Source organism: Candidatus Manganitrophus noduliformans, from assembly GCF_012184425.1.
GTDB lineage: Bacteria > Nitrospirota > Nitrospiria > SBBL01 > Manganitrophaceae > Manganitrophus > Manganitrophus noduliformans.
Map to the genome: position 1 here is coordinate 17,598 of NZ_VTOW01000008.1, position 17,057 is coordinate 34,654.

The 17,057-nt window shown below is 58.4% G+C and carries 29 protein-coding genes; 24 read left to right on the top strand and 5 right to left on the bottom strand.

The annotated features are described in order from the left end of the window. Window positions 1-112 precede the first annotated feature (112 nt). The 3 genes from MNODULE_RS22665 to MNODULE_RS22675 all read right to left on the bottom strand — a co-directional run bounded on the left by MNODULE_RS22665 (window position 113) and on the right by MNODULE_RS22675 (window position 2,538). Window positions 113-1,351, bottom strand: a complete 1,239-nt coding sequence (locus tag MNODULE_RS22665; RefSeq protein WP_168063483.1) for a TolC family protein — start codon at window positions 1,349-1,351, stop codon at window positions 113-115. Between the two features lie 103 nt (window positions 1,352-1,454). Continuing rightward, entirely contained in the window at window positions 1,455-2,072 is a 618-nt protein-coding gene (locus MNODULE_RS22670; RefSeq protein ID WP_168063484.1) for a methyltransferase family protein, read from the bottom strand. Window positions 2,073-2,196: 124 nt separating this feature from the next. Continuing rightward, a complete protein-coding gene (locus MNODULE_RS22675; protein WP_168063485.1) occupies window positions 2,197-2,538 on the bottom strand; it encodes a hypothetical protein in 342 nt (113 codons plus the stop codon). Window positions 2,539-3,538: 1,000 nt separating this feature from the next. Between MNODULE_RS22675 and MNODULE_RS22680 the strand changes: the two genes are divergently transcribed. The 5 genes from MNODULE_RS22680 to MNODULE_RS22700 all read left to right on the top strand — a co-directional run bounded on the left by MNODULE_RS22680 (window position 3,539) and on the right by MNODULE_RS22700 (window position 5,917). Then, window positions 3,539-4,084, top strand: a complete 546-nt coding sequence (locus MNODULE_RS22680) for a sirohydrochlorin chelatase family protein (protein ID WP_168063486.1) — start codon at window positions 3,539-3,541, stop codon at window positions 4,082-4,084. Window positions 4,085-4,470: 386 nt separating this feature from the next. Further along, complete coding sequence (locus MNODULE_RS22685; protein WP_168063487.1) at window positions 4,471-4,809, top strand: hypothetical protein; 339 nt, start codon at window positions 4,471-4,473, stop codon at window positions 4,807-4,809. Beyond that, window positions 4,739-5,215 (top strand): hypothetical protein, encoded by a 477-nt coding sequence (locus tag MNODULE_RS22690; protein ID WP_168063488.1) that lies wholly within the window; start codon window positions 4,739-4,741, stop codon window positions 5,213-5,215. Before MNODULE_RS22685 ends, MNODULE_RS22690 begins: the two co-directional genes overlap by 71 nt. A gap of 53 nt (window positions 5,216-5,268) precedes the next feature. Further along, entirely contained in the window at window positions 5,269-5,625 is a 357-nt protein-coding gene (locus MNODULE_RS22695; RefSeq protein WP_168063489.1) for a helix-turn-helix domain-containing protein, read from the top strand. Continuing rightward, complete coding sequence (locus tag MNODULE_RS22700; RefSeq protein ID WP_168063490.1) at window positions 5,582-5,917, top strand: hypothetical protein; 336 nt, start codon at window positions 5,582-5,584, stop codon at window positions 5,915-5,917. The genes MNODULE_RS22695 and MNODULE_RS22700 overlap by 44 nt, the downstream gene beginning before the upstream one ends. On the opposite strand, the gene MNODULE_RS22705 is transcribed toward MNODULE_RS22700, so the two are convergent. Continuing rightward, window positions 5,895-6,359, bottom strand: a complete 465-nt coding sequence (locus MNODULE_RS22705) for a ferritin-like domain-containing protein (protein ID WP_168063491.1) — start codon at window positions 6,357-6,359, stop codon at window positions 5,895-5,897. The genes MNODULE_RS22700 and MNODULE_RS22705 overlap by 23 nt on opposite strands. 118 nt (window positions 6,360-6,477) lie before the next feature. Between MNODULE_RS22705 and MNODULE_RS22710 the strand changes: the two genes are divergently transcribed. From MNODULE_RS22710 to MNODULE_RS22760, 12 genes are all read left to right on the top strand, one after another. After that, window positions 6,478-6,747 (top strand): hypothetical protein, encoded by a 270-nt coding sequence (locus tag MNODULE_RS22710; RefSeq protein WP_168063492.1) that lies wholly within the window; start codon window positions 6,478-6,480, stop codon window positions 6,745-6,747. Next, entirely contained in the window at window positions 6,744-7,349 is a 606-nt protein-coding gene (locus MNODULE_RS22715) for a TonB-dependent receptor plug domain-containing protein (RefSeq protein ID WP_168063493.1), read from the top strand. The genes MNODULE_RS22710 and MNODULE_RS22715 overlap by 4 nt, the downstream gene beginning before the upstream one ends. Before the next feature lie 10 nt (window positions 7,350-7,359). Further along, window positions 7,360-7,413, top strand: coding sequence for a hypothetical protein (locus MNODULE_RS25580; RefSeq protein WP_422666772.1), 54 nt, complete (start codon window positions 7,360-7,362; stop codon window positions 7,411-7,413). Next, complete coding sequence (locus tag MNODULE_RS22725; protein WP_168063494.1) at window positions 7,401-8,663, top strand: TonB-dependent receptor plug domain-containing protein; 1,263 nt, start codon at window positions 7,401-7,403, stop codon at window positions 8,661-8,663. The genes MNODULE_RS25580 and MNODULE_RS22725 overlap by 13 nt, the downstream gene beginning before the upstream one ends. Further along, the gene (locus MNODULE_RS22730; protein ID WP_168063495.1) at window positions 8,660-8,857 is read left to right on the top strand and encodes a hypothetical protein; all 198 of its coding nucleotides are present in this window, start codon (window positions 8,660-8,662) and stop codon (window positions 8,855-8,857) included. The genes MNODULE_RS22725 and MNODULE_RS22730 overlap by 4 nt, the downstream gene beginning before the upstream one ends. An 89-nt stretch (window positions 8,858-8,946) precedes the next feature. Continuing rightward, window positions 8,947-9,450, top strand: coding sequence for a cupredoxin domain-containing protein (locus MNODULE_RS22735; protein ID WP_168063496.1), 504 nt, complete (start codon window positions 8,947-8,949; stop codon window positions 9,448-9,450). Window positions 9,451-10,003: 553 nt separating this feature from the next. Beyond that, window positions 10,004-10,450 (top strand): hypothetical protein, encoded by a 447-nt coding sequence (locus MNODULE_RS22740; RefSeq protein WP_168063497.1) that lies wholly within the window; start codon window positions 10,004-10,006, stop codon window positions 10,448-10,450. Between the two features lie 23 nt (window positions 10,451-10,473). Continuing rightward, window positions 10,474-10,644, top strand: a complete 171-nt coding sequence (locus tag MNODULE_RS22745) for a hypothetical protein (protein WP_168063498.1) — start codon at window positions 10,474-10,476, stop codon at window positions 10,642-10,644. 86 nt (window positions 10,645-10,730) lie between these two features. After that, a complete protein-coding gene (locus tag MNODULE_RS22750; protein ID WP_168063499.1) occupies window positions 10,731-11,234 on the top strand; it encodes a hypothetical protein in 504 nt (167 codons plus the stop codon). Window positions 11,235-11,771: 537 nt separating this feature from the next. After that, a complete protein-coding gene (locus MNODULE_RS22755) occupies window positions 11,772-12,128 on the top strand; it encodes an efflux RND transporter periplasmic adaptor subunit (protein ID WP_168063500.1) in 357 nt (118 codons plus the stop codon). Then, window positions 12,125-12,253, top strand: a complete 129-nt coding sequence (locus tag MNODULE_RS25175) for a hypothetical protein (protein ID WP_272953323.1) — start codon at window positions 12,125-12,127, stop codon at window positions 12,251-12,253. Before MNODULE_RS22755 ends, MNODULE_RS25175 begins: the two co-directional genes overlap by 4 nt. A 129-nt stretch (window positions 12,254-12,382) precedes the next feature. Continuing rightward, entirely contained in the window at window positions 12,383-12,772 is a 390-nt protein-coding gene (locus MNODULE_RS22760) for an ABC transporter permease (protein WP_181071186.1), read from the top strand. A gap of 13 nt (window positions 12,773-12,785) precedes the next feature. Here the strand turns inward: MNODULE_RS22760 and MNODULE_RS22765 are convergent, their stop codons facing one another. After that, on the bottom strand, window positions 12,786-13,058 hold the full coding sequence (locus tag MNODULE_RS22765; protein ID WP_168063501.1) for a hypothetical protein: 273 nt from the start codon (window positions 13,056-13,058) through the stop codon (window positions 12,786-12,788). On the opposite strand from MNODULE_RS22765, the gene MNODULE_RS22770 reads away from it, so the two are divergent. The 7 genes from MNODULE_RS22770 to MNODULE_RS22800 all read left to right on the top strand — a co-directional run bounded on the left by MNODULE_RS22770 (window position 13,048) and on the right by MNODULE_RS22800 (window position 17,049). Continuing rightward, the gene (locus MNODULE_RS22770) at window positions 13,048-13,353 is read left to right on the top strand and encodes an ABC transporter permease (protein ID WP_168063502.1); all 306 of its coding nucleotides are present in this window, start codon (window positions 13,048-13,050) and stop codon (window positions 13,351-13,353) included. The genes MNODULE_RS22765 and MNODULE_RS22770 overlap by 11 nt on opposite strands. Before the next feature lie 41 nt (window positions 13,354-13,394). Next, window positions 13,395-14,177 carry a sigma factor-like helix-turn-helix DNA-binding protein gene (locus MNODULE_RS22775; RefSeq protein WP_168063503.1) on the top strand — a complete coding sequence of 261 codons (783 nt, stop codon included), beginning with the start codon at window positions 13,395-13,397 and terminating at the stop codon, window positions 14,175-14,177. Between the two features lie 206 nt (window positions 14,178-14,383). Next, window positions 14,384-15,043 (top strand): MotA/TolQ/ExbB proton channel family protein, encoded by a 660-nt coding sequence (locus MNODULE_RS22780; RefSeq protein WP_168063504.1) that lies wholly within the window; start codon window positions 14,384-14,386, stop codon window positions 15,041-15,043. After that, the gene (locus MNODULE_RS22785) at window positions 15,031-15,456 is read left to right on the top strand and encodes an ExbD/TolR family protein (RefSeq protein WP_168063505.1); all 426 of its coding nucleotides are present in this window, start codon (window positions 15,031-15,033) and stop codon (window positions 15,454-15,456) included. Before MNODULE_RS22780 ends, MNODULE_RS22785 begins: the two co-directional genes overlap by 13 nt. Continuing rightward, window positions 15,453-16,367, top strand: coding sequence for a TonB family protein (locus MNODULE_RS25325; protein ID WP_168063506.1), 915 nt, complete (start codon window positions 15,453-15,455; stop codon window positions 16,365-16,367). The genes MNODULE_RS22785 and MNODULE_RS25325 overlap by 4 nt, the downstream gene beginning before the upstream one ends. A gap of 29 nt (window positions 16,368-16,396) precedes the next feature. Next, window positions 16,397-16,591 carry a hypothetical protein gene (locus MNODULE_RS22795; RefSeq protein ID WP_168063507.1) on the top strand — a complete coding sequence of 65 codons (195 nt, stop codon included), beginning with the start codon at window positions 16,397-16,399 and terminating at the stop codon, window positions 16,589-16,591. 260 nt (window positions 16,592-16,851) lie between these two features. Further along, the gene (locus tag MNODULE_RS22800) at window positions 16,852-17,049 is read left to right on the top strand and encodes a hypothetical protein (RefSeq protein ID WP_168063508.1); all 198 of its coding nucleotides are present in this window, start codon (window positions 16,852-16,854) and stop codon (window positions 17,047-17,049) included. Window positions 17,050-17,057 lie beyond the last annotated feature (8 nt).

Consider the following 17,057-nt stretch of genomic DNA (forward strand, 5'->3'; position numbering starts at 1 on the left):
CGCTCGGACCTTTTCTCAATACCTTTCTCCGACTCCGCTCTTCTCGAACACCCCGAGGGCAACCCCATCCCTATCGCCGCCAGCAGAACAATCCCGACCCACTCCCTGAATGTCACGGCAGCCCTCCCGCCGCTCGCTCTAGCCGGGCGAGCGCTACCTGAAGCTCGAACTGCGCTTGCTGGTATTCCACGACTACCGATCGCTGTGCCCGCTGGCTGTCGAGCAGATTGAGCAGGTCCGATTCTCCCTCCGCATAACTGAGCCGGGCAATCTTCAGCGCTTCGTCGGCCGCTCTGAGCAGCCCCTGTTCCAAAAGCTCGAGCTGGGCCTGAGCCATCCGGTACTCTTGATACGCCTCGGTGATGCGCTTCGTCAGATTCAGGCGAGCTCGCTCCAGTTCGGCGACCGCTTGTGCTCTCCGGCCCTGTGCTTGCGAGATTTCGCCCTGGCGCTGGTAGAACAGCGGAAAGGGGATTGCCAGACCGATCGCAAAAGATCGCTTATCAATCTCCTCCGTGACAGAGCCCCTCAGGATCAGGTCCGGAACGCGAGCTTGTCTCTCTCGCGAGAGCGCATCATCTGCCGCCTCCACAGCTTTGCGCTGCCGCTGAATGAGAGGGTGCCGGCCCTGCGCACTTTCAATGAGCGCCGCTAGGTCATATCGCTTGTCCGACCTCGCGAACTCCCCTTTGACCCTGTAGCCTTCTTTCAAAGCCCCTCCTAAAACAGCATTGAGCGTGGCCTTGGCCAAGATGACGTGACTCTCAGACCTCCTGCGATCCTTGGTAATCCTTAGGAATTCGACTTGTGCCTTAATTAGTTCAAGCGCCGAAGCCTCCCCCGATTCAACCCGCATCTGGGTCGATCGGACCATCTCCTCAGCCGTCCGCTCGTTTTCTGCCAAGACCTGCGCGATGCGCTCGGAGAATAGCACGCCGAAAAAGGCCTCTTTCACCTGGGAGATGAGTTCCAGCCGAAAATCTTGCAGATCCTCTCCCGCTACGGCGAGTTCGGCTTCCGCAGCTTTTTTCCGATAGAGCCGCTTGCCCGGCCACTCCAAGATTTGGCTGATGCCCAGGCTGTACTCGCTCTCATAACGAGCGTCTGCTTCCAAAGCTTTCCCCTTTCCAAGGGAGGTTTCCCATTCTGGATTTGGATAGGATTGCGCCGAGCGCAGCCCCCCCCGGGCGGATTCGAAGTTAGCCTGAAAGAGGGCGACCGAGGGGTTCCTCGCTTCGGCGATTGTGAGAACTTCCTCCAGGGTATAAGACCTGTCACTCATCTGGGCTGACAGAAATTCGGGTCGGGCAAAGGACAGAATCAGCACACAGAGAATCGCCGATCGGCTCATGAGCACCTCCTAAATAAACGGAGAAAAAAAGGGAACCCAGTTGGCCGTCGGAGAAAGCACACTCCGGCGATCCGATTCATTATCAATTCCATCCTCACCTCTCCTAAGGAAGCCAAAACCAGTGCGGCCACCATGGGGCCATTCTCAAATGCATGAGCAACTCCGCGCTTATAGGGAGCAATCCCGCAGCCCACAACCGTTTTGCCTCGAACTTGAGTGCGTTCAAGTCCACCTTGATTGAAGACCCATTACGATAGCGAGAGGGGATTGGAAGTAGACGCGGTGTCTCTTGACGATATCGGTTAAAAATCTCCGGGAATTTCCTGGCGAGATATTCCTCCTCCGCGTTGATCACCCCTTTGGAATAGAAGATCCAGATAAGTAAGATCGTCAGTAATAAAGAGACGCTCTTTAAAAAACATGCCATCGAGAGTGCAAAACAAAGACTCCCAAGATATAGGGGATTTCGGGTGATGGAATACGGCCCTTCGGTCTGGAGTTCTATATTTTTTCTCCCGCCTACATAGAGGGTTGCCCATAAACGAAAGGTGACATAGATATAAAATAAAATCCATGCAAGGCCGTCCATAGCAAGATCGAGGAAGCTGTCTTCTACGATCAACGGCTTGCTAAAAGAGAGCACTGCGCTGATGGGCAATAACAATAGGAGACCGATGATCCCTCTACGGTTGAAAGCCAAAGAATCAGTTACTCTATCCATTTTGCTCCTTAAGAAATGGTTAAACCAATGGGCGATCGGGAAATTGCCATATAGTCGTAGGCGTTTTTTAAAAAGAGAATAAAGTGGTGTGACGGATCAGGGAGTGATTATTGAAATTGGAAGACTAAATTCGGTAGGTGGAAAGAAGCTGAAAAAGCTTAATTGTACTCGGATGGCTATTGCGCTTCGATTCTTTGCAGAATAAAAAGGAAGTGAGTTGCAACGGGGGTAAAGGGGATATCTCCATCACAATCATAAAGCCGGAGAGAGTAAGCGATCCCGGTAGGTCATCTGAGAGATAGATGGCCTGATCTGCAGGCGAGGAGATCGACTGCTCAACTACTTGATCGGCCTTTCCGGAAATATCGCCGAGAAACCTGAACTCATCAAAAAAACCGATTCCGGAGAGTAAAACCAGGAAGGTTACCATCAGCAGTGCAATACGTTTTTTTAATCGGTCAGGCATCGTCAATCCTCAAACAATGCGTTTATAGCTTAAATATTGCGTTCTGTCAAATCAGGAAGCTCCAGCCGTTTACTGAAACAGCAGAAAGCAATAGAATTGGGAGCCAGCATTGATCGGGGTCTGCGCCATCCTTAGCATATACCTGTGATCGTATTATAGACTGAATGGAGTCCAGCGTTTAGTCATCATATGCTTATCCAGTTGTTTCAGCCGACCACAATATCTTGTGGTCAATGGTAGTTGGGAGGTTTCGGCAGATACCGTCTATCGCAGCTTGCTTAAACAACCGGATAAGCATGAGTCATCAAGACAGCCATTGAAATCTTCATTTCAAAAAATATTCATGGTTAAGATTTTTAATCAGACACTGCTTCATTCACATCAAGAGATCGTTTGGTTCGATGGAGATTCCCTAATATTTGCAATATAGAAATTGTACCTTATCTCCCCGGTTTATCCGGTTTCCCGGTGCTCCCGCCAGCTTTTTAACGAAAAAAGGGCTTGACAAAAACAGAAGGACAGGCGTAGTATATTTTAGATATTGAGAATCATTCTCAATTTTATCAGTCGGTATTGCAGATTTCGCACGGAGGCTCGAGATTTTAAATCCCACGCCCGGATGCATCGTCGGTCCGGGCGTTTTTTTTGGCGATGGGAGATAGGCGGGAGACGCTTTTGATGTCCGATCTCCTCCCGGCCTCCTCAATCGGCCCGGGTAGAGGGAGAGAGGACCGGAGGACAGACACCCTATCGAGAAGAAGTCCTGACCTCGACGCGCCACTGCGTCATAGGACAATGCCGCTGCGGGGCCTATCACATTCGAATCGATGCCGTGACGCTGTATCTCACCGCCCCGGCGCCGCAGATGGCCCTTGTGCCGGGGAAGGAAGGTAAGAGGGACTCGCGTCCGGCCTGTCGCATGTCCTTTCTGGGTGGTGGAAAGTATTCCGAATCGGGATCGGAAACAGGAGGAGAAAATGAAGACCTTTTTTCTCTATTCATGGCGTTTTTATTCGTCGCGCTTCCGTGGACCTTCGCGGAGGGGAAGTCCGGGGAGAAGACCGGTTTTCTTCTGGTGGCCCCCGACCGGGGCTTCTTGGGAAACCGCGAGATTGAGGCGCTCTTTGGAGCGTTCAAGAAGAGCTATCCATCAGCCCTCGCCTTGGCAGGCCGGGATTACAACGGGATCGAAAGCGGGTATTCGGCTTATCTGAAGCGGGCGGTCGATGAACTGAAAGAGGTCGGAGTGACTAAGATCGTCGCTATCCCCCTCTTCTTTTCCCCCGCCGACCCGATCTTCCAAAAGGTGGTGCCGCACCTTCCGGCCTATGCCTCAGGCAGGGCGATCCGCTGGGCCGCCCCGATGCGGGAGAGCCCTCTGACGGCGCAGATCCTCCTTGACCGGATCGAGCGCCTGAGCCGGAATCCGGAAGAGGAACGTCTGGTGGGTCGTTGGGATCGGGGGGATGGACGAGAAAAGCGAGCACTCCCTCCGCGCCGATCTGGTGCGTCTGGTCGACTATGTAAAGCGGTACCGGTCCTTTAAAGAAACCCAGGTCGGGGTCTACTACGACCGGGATGCGGAAGCGGGATTGCGGGAGAAGAAGAACAAAGAGGTCGATGACCTGATCATCCGGACGGCGGCCAAGAAAGGGAAGACGATTGTGGTCCCCTTTTTGATCGGCCCGAAATTCGACAGCCACATGTCGCTCACCCGATGGCTCGGCGAGAAAGTCAAAGAGCTGGACGTCGCATACGACGGGGAGGAGATCCTCCCTCATCCGAATGTGCTTCTATGGCTGAAAAAAACCGCCAACGCCTACCTTCCCGCCTCCCTACCGGCGTGGTCATCATGCCGCATGGGGCGACCCAGCCCTGGAACTATGCGGTGGAAGCGGCAATCGCTCCTTAAAGAGGCGCTACCGGATCGAGATGGCCTATGGGATGGGGGATCCTCTCACCATTCAGCAGGCGATCTCGCGGTTGGAGGATCAGGGGGTCCGGCAGATTGTCTTTGTCCGGATGTATGGTCTCTCCGATCAGATAACGGAGATCACCGACTACATCCTCGGCCTCTCCGAGCGCCCACCGACCCACGGGGAGGATCACGATGCCCCACCGCCTCCTCAAATCCGGAGCGCGGCGCGCTTTTCCACCTTCGGCGGCTATGAAGAAGACTTAGCGCTCACCGAGATCCTGCATGAATGGATCATGGAGATCAGCCGCCGGAGAGACGGTCATTCTGGTGGCCCACGGCGCGGGGGACGATGAAACCGATGCGCGGTGGCTTGTGGCGATGAACCGCCAGATCGGGCAGCTTCAATCCGATCCGCATTGCAAGAAGCTCCGGGCCCTTCTGGCGGCGACCGTCCGCGAGGACTGGCCGGAGAAGCGGGAGAAAGCGGTGGCGCAGCTGAAGGAGAAGATCGAAGAATGGAAGCAGAGCGGGCGGGTCGTGCTGATCTCCCATCGCCTTCGCGGCGCCGGTCCTTACCGGGGGCTTCTGGAGAAGGCCGGGCTTAAGGAAGGGGAAGATTATCAGATGAACCGCGCGGCCTTCGCCCCCCATCCGGTCCTCACCCGGTGGCTTCAGAGGGGAATCGAGCGGAAAATCCGGGCAATGAGCAATCAAATATCATCAATGGTTGCCGATAGAGAGGCTTCTGAGAAAGAGTAGCCGGTGGAAAAGAAAATTCTCTCGATCGGTCACGGAGTTCGGGAGGAAGATGATTGCGGAATCGAATGCGGGAAGCAGAGACGCGGGGGAGATCGAAGGAAGGGCGGTTTGATCAGTCTGCGGAAGAGAAGGCTCTGAAGCTGGTGAGTGAGCAGCTCCGGCGGCTGCGCTCGCGGCGGGGGCTGACCCAGTCGGAGATGGAGGAGATCGGAGTCAGCTATAAGTATTACCAGCGGATCGAGGCCGGGAAGGCGAACATCACGGTCAAGACGCTGGTGCGGGTCATGACGGCGCTGGGGTTTGAATTCTTCGGTTTTTGCAGCCGGCAGAAACTGAAGAGAAAAAAGGATGCAGGAGGAAATAAAGATGAAGGACGTCGTCGGGATTCTGAAGGGGAGGGAGGGAACTGAAAGAGTGGAGATCTTGCTGAGCCGGGGGGAGGAAAATGAGGGGAAGTTTTACCTTCGCTTCCTCTCCTGGGGGGAAGGGATCGGCTGGTATCCTCAGAAGACGATTCGACTCGATTCCCGACAGCTCCATACCCTTCGGATCGTCTTGAAGAGGGCAGAGAAGCTGCTTGAGCCCAAAAGGATAGCGAAGAAGCAGACCAGAGGGAAGGTCCTTCCTTTTCCTCTGGTCCGATTCGAGAGGGAACGGCACCGGGAGGGGGAGAGCGCGACTACCCCGCCTGTTTTGATCTGACCTCTCGGGCGGAGGCGGGGATCTGGAGGGCCTTCATGCCGAGCATCTTCTCGATCTCAGTCAGATGAAGGTATTCGTCCTGGGCCAAATGTTCCAGCATGACGCGCAGGGGAATGTCGTCAGAGACGAGAGAAACGCCCTCTTTGTAGGTCTCAAGGGCGGTCGTCTCCACCTCCAGGCCGAGGCGGAGCATCTCGTTGAGGTCGGCCGACTGCCGGATCGTCGCCGGCTCCACCGTGGGGACGGCACCGAGCGCGACGATATACTCCCCGATCTCCCGGGCATGCCGGAAGGAGGATTCGCTCATCTTTCTGAAGAGGCTTGAATGCACTTCCCGGTGGACACCTTGGACCAGCAGGGAATGCTGTTGATACATGATCGCGGAGGCATATTCCAAACTGACGGCTCTGTTGAGAAGATCGATGACGGCTTGTCTGTTCATGGTCGTTTTCCTCCTTTTTGGGGAATGATTGTTTTACGGAATCCATAGAGTTGTTTAACAGATTTGGCATCAGGGCGGCAACCCACTTTGAGGTGGGTGTGGGAACGACGGAGGGGATATGGAACAGGAGACGATCGGGGCGTTGGAAAACAGGAAGCTGCTTCCACTCTCTCTTCTCTGGAAGGCGACCCTCTGGCTGGAGGGGCAGTACCGGCAGGAGGCGAGGCCGACGCTCCCCCTCCTGATCGCGCAGCACTACGGGCTGATGGCGGCCCATCCGGAGGCCAGGGAGGATCCACATTTCGTCGAACTTTTGATGGGACATTTCCGTCACTGGGAAGGATTGGGAAGAAGCAAACGGATCGAATCGGAAGGGAGGTTTTCATGAAAAACGGATCGGGTCATCAGACGGTAACCCTGGCCAAATCGGAATTCAGTGTGATCGAGCGCTGCAGGTGCGAAGGCTATCATGTCAGTCTTAGGAAGATCATGCTCCATTTCAACAGGGAGGAGTATGTTTCCCTGGCCGATCTTTTCCGGGAGGAAACCTCTTTCCCTTCCAGAAGGAGAAGGAGCGCTGATGCGGTGTGGTCTGCTGGTGGTTGTCTAGGTCATCGTCGTGGGAGTCTCCGTTGCGGCGGCCCGGGAGCAATCAGAGGGGAGAGATACCGGCGGCTCGGTCCCAGGCTGGAAATGGAAGAGGTGGTCGTCACCGAGACCCGGACGGAGAAAAAGCTGCTGGAGGCGCCGGTGAAGACGGAGGTCGTCACCCGGGAAGAGATCGAGCGGACCCAATGCCTGGGATCTCAAGGAGGCGCTGGAGATGTCCCGGGGCTGATCCTGCGCGAGATCCACGGCAAGCAGGGGCAGGCGGTCTGGATGCAGGGGTTCGACGCCGACCGGGTCCTTATCCTGCTCAATGACGAGCGGCTGACCGCCACCACTGGATCGTCCGTCGACCTCACCCCAGATCGGCGCCGCCGACATTGAGCGGATCGAAATCGTCAAAGAGGCGACCTCCGCCCTCTACGGGAGCGAGGCATGGGAGGGGTGATTAACGTCATCACGCGGGAGCCGAAAGAGTCTTTTTCCTTCACCTTGGAGATGGATGCCGGAAACTACGGGAGTAAAAACCTTGGTGACGCGGAGCTGGGCGGGCGACTGGGGGCGGCCCATACCCTGGCCGATCTTTCACTGAAGCGTCCACGCTGGAATCCCAAGCTGACCTCCGACCTGAGGCGGTCCGAAGGCTTCGACTTAGACAAGTTAAACAGGAGGTCGATCCAGACCGACGGGGATGAGGGCCTGCGGTGGAATCTCGACCCCCTATTCGCCCTGACGCCGCCCGGCGGGGGGAAGATTCTCCTCTCCCCCCGCTACTACAAAGAGGACAAAGAGCACCTCTTCTCCACCAACGTCCCCGGCCTGGGGCAAAGCCCCGGGAAGTTTGCCGAAGAGGTCGGCAAATGGCACATCACCCTCGGCGGGAAAATGCCGTTAGAGGAGGGATCGCGTCTCTCCGGAACCGTTGCCTATGAGCAGCTTTTGGATATCAGCTCCAGCTCCCAGGATATCCCTTGCCTCCCCCAACTCGATCAGAAGAGGACTGCGGTGATTGAACTCTCAAAGGGGGAGGTCCAGTGGCACATTCCAATGAGGGAGCGCCATCTCTTCATGGCAGGGGCGGTCGCGGGCCGGGAGACCTTGACGCAGGAGCAGGTCAGCAACGAAGCCTCCGGGGTTATTAAGGTTCAGGAGATGACCCCCGGCGCTGGGCGGCGGAACTACGAAGCGTATCTTCAAGACGACATCTTCCTGGCTTCCCGGCTTGAACTTCTCCCCGGAATCCGCTATCAGGTTGACAGCGACTTCGGCCTCTTCGTCGCCCCTAGGATCAACCTGATGGCCAAGGCCGCTTCCAGTGTTAATCTCCGTTTGGGATATGGAAAGAGATACCGTGTTCCCAATTTAAGAGAGCGTTTTTCTTCTTTGACCACAGCGCCCTCGGTTATCAGGTGCTCGGAAATCCCGATCTCACGCCGGAGTCTTCCGGCAGCTTCCAGGCCGGGATTGAGACATGAGAACGTGGCGACCGGCCTTCAGATCTTTGAGTTCCGGAATGTCAACCTGGCGGTCACCCAGGGTGGCGGAGGTGTCGGCCTCTCTCTCCTTCCTGCGCCTATATACCTTCAAAGCCGGCTATACCTACCTCTGGGCGAAAGACACCGACCTCGACAAATGGCTCCCCCAGCGTCCCCGGCACCAGATCAAGGGGGGCCTCGATATCGCGAAGCCGCGTCATGACCCTCCGTGCGGTGCATGAGAGCAAGTCCTTTGTCGATGTTCAGAACGAGGCGACCTCTCTCGGTTGGACCACGCTCGATGTCAAAGTTAACCAGGAGGTCGGAAAGCATACGACCCTCTTTGCCGGGATCGACAATGTGACCGATCTCCACCGGACCCGAACCGGTCCGATTTCGGCGACCTCCGGCCGGTGATCCCGCAGTTTGTGTACGCGGGGGTGAGGGTGAGTATATAAAAACGCAACCGGGCCCCCTGGAGGGACCAAAAGAAAGGAGCGACGAAAATGAATTTTCTGAGGCGTTTTCTGATTTCACCCTCTCTCCCGCCGGTACCGATCGCGGCGGCCCTTTTTTGCTTCGCCCTGGCGTGGGCCGGTTGCCGCCGTCAGGACAATACGACCTCTGCCAGCAGTCCGGCCGAGAAGGTTTCTGTGGCACTGAAAGAATGGAGCGTGATGCCGGACAGGGCGACCCTCGCCGCCGGCGGCAGGGTCCTATTCAAGGCGAAGAATACCGGCACGGTCGCCCATGAGCTGGTGATCCTCAAGACCGACCGCCCCGCCAACGCCCTCACGGTGAAGGAAGGAATGGTAAGAGAAGAGGCGGCGGGGAAAGTGGTCGGGGAGGTCGAGGAGTTTGCCCCGGGCCTGGAGAAGGAGATGACCCTTGATCTTTCGGCCGGCGCCTATGTTCTCTTCTGCAATGTTCTGGAGGGTGGCCAGGCCGAGGGCCACTACCAGAAGGGGATGCGGGCCGCCTTCATGGTGGGGCCGGTCTCCAAGCGGTGAACCGGAAGGCCCTAAGATCTATAACCTTCGCCCCCGGTTTTATTTATTCAGTGGCGCTCGGGTGGTTCGAACAAAACAGTTAACCTCAATCCAGCGCCCCAGGAGGCCAAAAGAAAGGAGTCGGGAGATGAAGTTTCTAAAGCATGGTTTGCTTCTGCCGGGCGTTGGCTTGACATGTTTACTTTCCATAGGAATGCTGACTGGGTGCGGCGGGGCTCAGACAATGCTGTTTCTGCAGGGGCCCCTGCCGGCTCCGAATCCGCTGCAAAAGCATCCTGATCGATGCCACGGCGGGCGGGTTCGGGGCGCCTCCGACCGACGAACTAGTGGTTGATCTCTCCGATGCCGATGCGCCAGATTCTACCGATTAGGATATCGCGTTCAAACGGAGCAGCATCAAACGGAACGGCGGGGACTCTGACAAAAAGGGAGTGGTCGGCTTCTTCACCGGGAAAAACGCCGAGGTCTATGGCCCGGACAACGACAGCGACCTTGATCAATCGGCGCCTGGTTTGAGGCCGCGACCGCCGAGACCGAACGCCTCGATTTTGAGATGGTGACAGCGGCTCAGATTCCGGCCGACTCTGAGTTCAAGACCGACAAGCTGGTCCTGGCGATCAAAGGGGATGAGACGAAAGACGGGTGGTGGTTCTATGAAGGTCCTCCGACCCATGCCGTCAATGCCGTCCCTGAAAATTGGTGGGTGCTCAGGTCGGCCGATGGGAACAGCTGTGCAAAGTTCCATATGACTGAGATCGTGCGGGACAGCGGCGCCGGGATCCGGCGGATTACCCTCGAGATGAAGGTCCAGTCGGTGGGTATCACCGCCTTCGGTGATCTGCACTCCCACATTCTTTCCATCCCGATCGGCGGCGGGTCGGCGGCCCTCGACTTCGATGCAATGGATATGGTTGTCGACCCTTCAGCCGACGGATGGGATCTGAAGGTAGCGTATGACAGCGCCGCGCGAGAATACTGGATCCGGGTCAACGGCGGGTGAACGGTTCTAGCAAAGGGGGAGTAATGGGATTGGGGAATAACCCCGATACGGTTATCAACGGCGTCGACCGGGGACAGGTGGCCCACTATTTTGATGATAAAACGGGCGGAATTTTCGTCGACTCGTCGTGGAACGCCTGCAATATCACCGGCAACGACCATAAGCTCTGGCCGAACTACCGGATTTTTACTTGATCAAGTCCGGAACCGATGCTTCAAACTCCAGATCCTCAGCTACTACCATCCGCAGACAACGGAGAGCGGCTGGTATACGATCCGGTATGAGAAGACTGTTCCCTGAAGAAGGGCATCTGTTGACGCGGGATGGACAAATCAAACAGGAAGAGATGGCCCGTTATACGCTGATCGAGCTCCTGGAGCGATGGAGGACGCCGCCGCTTTCCACCCTCTGGAAGGCAGCCCTCTGGCTGGAGAAGCGGTATCGGGAGGAGGCCCTCCCTTCTCTGATCGCGCAACACTATGAGGTGATGGGGGATGACTCCGAGGTGGGTGAGGGAAGATCCGCACTTAATAGAACTGCTCAGGACGCAGGCCAATTACTGGGCGGGATTGGAAAAGGAAAGAGAATCGGAAGGGGTGGTCTTATGAAGCGCATTATCAAAGTCGCAATCGGTCTTCCTTGGGGGCGGGGTGTTGCTCCTGGTCGTCCTGGGGTCTTTTGGCTGACCGCCGTGCGGCCGTCGGGCTCTTCCCCGCCCCCACTCCGGACGGTGCGGCTTGTGCGGGGGGAGCTGGTGCTCACGGTCCCCGCGATCGGTGTGTGATGTCGGCCTTCTCGGGGTGGAGATCAAGTCAAAGGCGAGCGGGGAGATCCTGAAAATTCATCGCATGGAGGGAGCGCGGGTAGAGAAAGGAGAGATTCTCATCTAGATCGATCCGAGATCGAAGAGATCGCTAGCCAGAGAGCGAGGGCCGATCTGTTGGCTGCGGAGGCAGGGGTGAAGAAGGGGGAGATCCTCCTTCAAAAAGGCGCGCCTAACGGGCTCAAGGAGCGATTCGCTCCATGAGAAGGGTTTTCTCTCCGATCAGGAGAAAGAGACGGCCCATCAGGAAGCAGGGCTGCGGGAGGCCGACTTGGCCCTGGCGCAGGCCCAGCGCCTCTGCCAGACGCGGGTGATCTCCCCCTCTCCGGAGTCCTGCTCTCCCTCTATATAGAGCGGGGGCTGATCATCTCTTCGGGAAATCTCCTCCTTCTCTCAGGGGACGCTGCTTGCCGTCGTAGGAGATCCCTCCCGGCTCCAGATCGACGCCGAAATCGATGAGACCGTGCCGGGCGGGTTGTCCCCGGGCAGGAGGCGACCGTGCGGCTGGATGTCTTTCCCGATCGGATCTTGCGCGCCCAGGTGGCCCAGATTGCCCCGGCGGCCCGGATCCGCAACGATCTCGCCGGTGGTTCCCCTCTTTCTCGGTCTGGAAGAATCCCGGAAGGAACCCGGCCGGGGCTGACCACCAACGCCGAGATCATCACCCAACGGCGATCGGACATCCTCCTCCTTCCACAGGAGGGGGTTCGGAAAGAGGGAGAGCGATGGGGGCTCTCGATTCGCCAGGGGGAGACGGTCTCGTTCCGGGAGGTGGCCGTCGGCGCGACCGATGGGAAGATGGTCGAGATCCCCCGAGGGGACCGAGGTGGTGATCGAAGGGGACAGTTCCGATGATTGTTGGCCGCTCCATCTCCTGGGCGGTCGGTCTGATCCCCGCCGCCTTATGGGTCGTCCACTTCGCCTGGGAGGGACTTCGCGCCCACCCGCTCCGGACCCCCTCTCGATCCTGGGAGTGGTGATCAGGGTCGCCTCCCTGTGGCGACCCTGGCGATTGGGGCTGGCACCCGGGAGAGCGCCACAGAGGGAATCCGTGAGTTGGGGGCAAACCTCCTCTTCGTCCGACCGGGAAAGGCCCGCGTCGGATATGCCTGGCTGGGGAATGTCGAGACCCTCACGCTCGAAGATGCAGAGTCCGTGGGGAAGATCCGGGGGTGGCCGCCGCCGTTCCGGAAGTTTTCTCCCGCGTCCAGATCAAATACCGGAATCGGAACAGCGACAGCCGGGTCTTCGGGGTAACGCCGGCATATCTTGATCTGCTGCGTTACCGGATGGCCGCAGGGAGCCGTTTTATCGAGGGCAATCTCAAAGCCCGGCGGATGGTAGCGCTGCTGGGGGCGAAGGCAGCCGAAGCCCTCTTCCGGGGAGAAAATCCGATGGGAAAATTCATCAAAGTCAGGGGAAGAACTTTCTGGTCCTGGGGATCCTGGAAGCGCGGGGCAAGCGGGTGGAGCTGCTGGAGGCAGGTGATCGGATCATGATCCCGGTGACCACCTACCAGAAGCATCTCTTCGGGGGGAGCTGGTCCGGAGCATTCTGGTTCAGGCGACGGAGACGTCGGTCCTGGACCAAACCGCCACGGAGGTGACTCGGCGGCGGCGGCAACGCCATCGGATTCCGCAGGAAGTGGAGGACGATTTTCACATCGCCCGCCAGACCGAAGTCCTGGAGACGATGGGGATGGTCAGCCGGACCTTCAGCCTCCTCCTGGGGAGTGTGGTGGCAATCTCCCTTCCTGGTCGGAGGGATCGGGATCATGAATATCATGCTGGTCTCTGTGGCCGAGCGGACCGCCGAGATTGGCCTGCCGGGCGGTGGGGGCGACCCGAAAGGATATTCTTCACCAGTTTCTGACAGAATCTCAGCCTGGCGGGAGGGACGCTGGGGATTCTTCTGGGGGCCGGCGGGGGATGGCGCGGCTGGTTTCCTTCCGGGCACTCTTCTTCCTGCTCGCCTTCGTTGTCCCTTTTTCTTTTCGGTAGGGGTGGGGCTGATCTTCGGTCTCTATCCGACCCTGAAGGCGGCGCGGCTCGACCCGGCGGAGGCATTAAGAAAGGGGTAATGGTTCTCAAAGCATTCTGATGATATGGAGGGGAGGAAACGATGTTCGATCGAGTATCTGGAGGATTTGTCCTGGATGAAACCGGTGCCTCGCTCTTTTCCGAGGTCGCCAAAATGGTGCGGGACGAGATCGACCTGCTGGAGGTCTCCTCGCGCTGCCGGGTGAACCCGACGACGCTGCGAAAGATCTTGGAGGCGCGCCCGGTTTCTCATTATACTGAGAAGAAGATCCGGACCGCTTTAGGGTTGACGGCGCTTTCCCAGGCGGAGATTTCCAACCGCCCTTCCACGGTGGAGCGATTGCGTGAGCTCCACCGAATCTATCGAGAGAAGAAGTCGCTGGCGGCCGTCGGTCGGACGATGGGGCTGAGTCGGGAGCGGGTCCGGCAATTGTTGGTCAGGGGGGCGAAGATCGGATTGTTTGAGTATCCATTCCCTCGCCCTTCTGTTCCGTCCAGGAGGAAGATCCTCGACGACTACAAAAAATGTCTAAGGTTGGATGCCGCGGCGGAAGTGAACCGACTCTCCTTGGAATCTCTGCGTCGGCTGTGCCGCTCATACCGGATCACACGGGAGGAACTTGCCAAGATCCGGAGCGACCGGCAGCAGATGGCGTGTGTCGATCTTTATATTCTCCTGGCTCAGGAAGTGGGCCATCATCCTACAGCAACGGAGCTCTTGCGTCTGAAAGCGGGGCGCTCCCTCCAGTGGCAGATCCGAAAGGGATGGGGCTCTCTTCGGAATTTTCGAAAGGCGCTGGGAATTACGCCACCGCTCCCGCGCAGGAGAAAACAGGAGATGAGAACGCGCTGGAAAAAGGCTTGACAGGCCGCAGGCAAAACAGGTAATCTCGCAGAAAGATACTGAGAGTCATTCTCAATATTATGCGCCCCCGGCGTGATCGCGATCCGGCGGGGGCGTCTCGAATAGAGACGTTTTGCGCAGCGGCTAGAGGTTCCAAACCCCACGCCCGGATAGAGAATTGGTCCGGGCGTTTTTTGTTTTAGAGGTTTGAAAGGGGGGAGAGAGGAATGGTCGATCTATACCTGAAAGGGGGAGCGCTCATGCACCCGATCCTGCTGGCCTCGGTGGTGGCCCTGGCCACTGCAATCGAGCGGGGGTGGTTCTTCTGGCAGATCCGGGGAGAAGCACAGGGGGCCTTCGAGGCGCTTTCTGAGCGGTTGCGGTCCCAGGACCGGGAGGGGGCGATGCGGATGGCGGAGAAGATCGTCGGGCCGGTCGGCCTCGTTCTGAAAGAGGGTTTAAAGCACCGGGACGAGGGGGCGGAAGTTGTCCAGGAGGCGATGGCGATCCGGGGAGAGGCGCTCCTCCAAACCATCCGGCGGGGAATCCCGCTCCTGGCTCTGATTGCTTCCATTTCCACGATGCTCGGGCTTTTGGGGACGGTCGTCGGCCTGGTCGAAGCCTTTCAGCGGGTGGCCGAGATGGAAGCGCGGGTCTCGCCGGCGCTATTGGCTTCGGGCATCTGGGCTGCCCTGATCACGACGGTGGGGGGGCTCTTCGTCGCGATCCCCACCTTCATCGTTCATCATTACTTTCAGAGGAAAGTTTCTCACCTCGCCTTCCAGATCGAACATTACGGAAGCGAGCTGCTGCTGTTGATGAAGAGAGAGGCGCGGCGCGCCCCGGCGGCCGAGTGGGCGATGGGGGAGTCGCAATGCTCCGACTGAAGTCGTCCCGGACCGATGCCGGCTCCACCCCTTTCATCGACATGACCCCCATGATCGACATGGTCTTTCAGCTTCTGATCTTCTTCCTTCTCACCTCGATTTTCGCGGCGCAGCCGGCGCTCGACCTCACCCTTCCCTCCGCCGAGCATGCGAAGGAGGAGGCTCGGGAAGAGAGCGTTCATCTTTTCATCCAAAAAGAGGGGACGATCTTTATCGACGAAGAAGAGATTTCCCTGGAGGGGCTCGGCGCGGCCTTGCAGGCGAAGGTCGAAGCAGACCGAAAGAGGCCGATTCTCCTCTCTGCAGACCGCGAGGCCCCGTTTCAGCGCTTTGTCGATGTCCTCGATGTCGTTCGGCACCATAACCACTCAAACCTGACGGTTCTGACCCGGCCGAAAGGCGAGTCGCCGTGAGAAGGGTCGGAAGCTGGGCGCTCTCGCTGATTCTCCATGCCCTGCTCTTCGGCCTCCCCTCGCCGGAGAGGCCGCCTGTCGCGCCGGGTAAAGAGGTCAAAAAAATTCCGCTGCTTCTCCTTCCCGCAGAAGGGCCGGCGGCGTCGCCTGCGGGGCCACCCACCCCTCCGGCAGCCGGGAAGGTTACTGAACCAGCGCTCTCTCCGCCTGCACAGAAACCGGCTCCGGCGCAAAAAAAGCGCGCTTCGCATCGGCCGCCAACCCCTCCTAGGCCGGAAGCAGCCCCTGCGCCCCTGGACGTTGAGCCGGAGATCTCCTCTCTTTTGGAGGCGACTGTTCCGCCCCGCCCGGAGGAAGCCGCGCCGGAGCGCCTCATCCCTCCCGACAAGGAGGACTCCGGGACAACTCCGCCCCCCTTTGCAGAGATAGAGGCGCCGGAAAGAGAAGCGAGCCTCTCTTCCAATCAGCCTTCGACAGAAAAAGAGGAGCATCCTTTTTCTGTCGAAGGGGCGGAAGAGACCGGAGGGAGATCGGAGATGGCCTCCTCCACCGGCGGGCAACCCAAAGCCGCCGGGGCGGGAGACGGCCCTTTGGCCTCCCAAGGAGGGGCAGAGTGGGAAGGCTATCTGGCCGGCCTGCGGGAGCGGATCGAGGCGGCCCGCGCCTATCCGGAGCGGGCGCGCCGGATGGGCCAGGAGGGAAGGGTGACGGTCCGTCTAGTTGTCGGGGCCGACGGAAAGCTCTTAGAGGTGGAGATTGCCGAGGCCTCTTCTTCTTCCCTTCTCAACCGGGCGGCGATACAAACCATCCGCTCCCTCTCCCCCCTCCCGCCGCTTCCCCCCGAACTGGGAGGCCGTCTGGAGGTGACGGTGCCGATCGCCTATCATCTGGATCGGTCCGCAAGGAGGTAAGTGCTATTTAGGGAGACCGGGAAGGACTTATGAAACGGGATGAAGCGGAAGAAAAAGAGACCCTCTTTGGGATCTGGGTGACGGCATTTTTGCTGACCCTGCTCTCGTTTTTTCTGATCGGACTTCTATTGGCCCTGGGCCGGGAGATGGTTGCGCGTCTTGATGACGAGATCACCCGAGGGGTGTGGGATTTTAACCTGACACAAGGGGAGGAGAGGCCATGAAGAAACATAGAAGGTCGGTTCATTTCATCGGATCCGTTGTCTTCGGGATCCTTTTCTGGATGGTTTCCGGTGCGGAGCGGTGATCGCAGGAAAGAGATCGAAATGACCCCGGGCTGCGGATGATCCGGGCGGTGGAAGCGCTGGCAAACGACACCTGGGCGCAAAAGAGGCGCTCCGGCTCTCGCAGGAGCAGGAGGAGGCGATCCGTCAAGAGGTCGCCTCTTTCAAGAAGGACCTTTGGAAAAAGGAGGCGATCTTAATTGGGATTATTCGAGGAGATCTTGATCAAGCGTCGCCACGGCCTGCTGTTGCACGAGGAGTACCGGACGGCAAACCAGGTCACCGGCGGGATCGAAGCCGATGAACTCGGGCGGATGATCGAGGCGGCCGCGGCGTTGCAGGCGACCCTGACCCCGGAGCAGAAGAGATCTTCCGGGGGCATCGGCGGCGGCAATTGACCCTTCAG

Bases quoted from the DNA above. Each gene is read 5' to 3' on its own strand.
- MNODULE_RS22665 (WP_168063483.1), bottom strand. From the start codon at position 1,351: ATGAGCCGATCGGCGATTCTCTGTGTGCTGATTCTGTCCTTTGCCCGA.
- MNODULE_RS22670 (WP_168063484.1), bottom strand. From the start codon at position 2,072: ATGGATAGAGTAACTGATTCTTTGGCTTTCAACCGTAGAGGGATCATC.
- MNODULE_RS22675 (WP_168063485.1), bottom strand. From the start codon at position 2,538: ATGCCTGACCGATTAAAAAAACGTATTGCACTGCTGATGGTAACCTTC.
- MNODULE_RS22680 (WP_168063486.1), top strand. From the start codon at position 3,539: ATGGCGTTTTTATTCGTCGCGCTTCCGTGGACCTTCGCGGAGGGGAAG.
- MNODULE_RS22685 (WP_168063487.1), top strand. From the start codon at position 4,471: ATGGCCTATGGGATGGGGGATCCTCTCACCATTCAGCAGGCGATCTCG.
- MNODULE_RS22690 (WP_168063488.1), top strand. From the start codon at position 4,739: ATGAATGGATCATGGAGATCAGCCGCCGGAGAGACGGTCATTCTGGTG.
- MNODULE_RS22700 (WP_168063490.1), top strand. From the start codon at position 5,582: ATGAAGGACGTCGTCGGGATTCTGAAGGGGAGGGAGGGAACTGAAAGA.
- MNODULE_RS22705 (WP_168063491.1), bottom strand. From the start codon at position 6,359: ATGAACAGACAAGCCGTCATCGATCTTCTCAACAGAGCCGTCAGTTTG.
- MNODULE_RS22710 (WP_168063492.1), top strand. From the start codon at position 6,478: ATGGAACAGGAGACGATCGGGGCGTTGGAAAACAGGAAGCTGCTTCCA.
- MNODULE_RS22715 (WP_168063493.1), top strand. From the start codon at position 6,744: ATGAAAAACGGATCGGGTCATCAGACGGTAACCCTGGCCAAATCGGAA.
- MNODULE_RS22725 (WP_168063494.1), top strand. From the start codon at position 7,401: ATGGGAGGGGTGATTAACGTCATCACGCGGGAGCCGAAAGAGTCTTTT.
- MNODULE_RS22730 (WP_168063495.1), top strand. From the start codon at position 8,660: ATGACCCTCCGTGCGGTGCATGAGAGCAAGTCCTTTGTCGATGTTCAG.
- MNODULE_RS22735 (WP_168063496.1), top strand. From the start codon at position 8,947: ATGAATTTTCTGAGGCGTTTTCTGATTTCACCCTCTCTCCCGCCGGTA.
- MNODULE_RS22740 (WP_168063497.1), top strand. From the start codon at position 10,004: ATGGTGACAGCGGCTCAGATTCCGGCCGACTCTGAGTTCAAGACCGAC.
- MNODULE_RS22745 (WP_168063498.1), top strand. From the start codon at position 10,474: ATGGGATTGGGGAATAACCCCGATACGGTTATCAACGGCGTCGACCGG.
- MNODULE_RS22750 (WP_168063499.1), top strand. From the start codon at position 10,731: ATGAGAAGACTGTTCCCTGAAGAAGGGCATCTGTTGACGCGGGATGGA.
- MNODULE_RS25175 (WP_272953323.1), top strand. From the start codon at position 12,125: ATGATTGTTGGCCGCTCCATCTCCTGGGCGGTCGGTCTGATCCCCGCC.
- MNODULE_RS22770 (WP_168063502.1), top strand. From the start codon at position 13,048: ATGAATATCATGCTGGTCTCTGTGGCCGAGCGGACCGCCGAGATTGGC.
- MNODULE_RS22765 (WP_168063501.1), bottom strand. From the start codon at position 13,058: ATGATATTCATGATCCCGATCCCTCCGACCAGGAAGGGAGATTGCCAC.
- MNODULE_RS22775 (WP_168063503.1), top strand. From the start codon at position 13,395: ATGTTCGATCGAGTATCTGGAGGATTTGTCCTGGATGAAACCGGTGCC.
- MNODULE_RS22780 (WP_168063504.1), top strand. From the start codon at position 14,384: ATGGTCGATCTATACCTGAAAGGGGGAGCGCTCATGCACCCGATCCTG.
- MNODULE_RS22785 (WP_168063505.1), top strand. From the start codon at position 15,031: ATGCTCCGACTGAAGTCGTCCCGGACCGATGCCGGCTCCACCCCTTTC.
- MNODULE_RS22795 (WP_168063507.1), top strand. From the start codon at position 16,397: ATGAAACGGGATGAAGCGGAAGAAAAAGAGACCCTCTTTGGGATCTGG.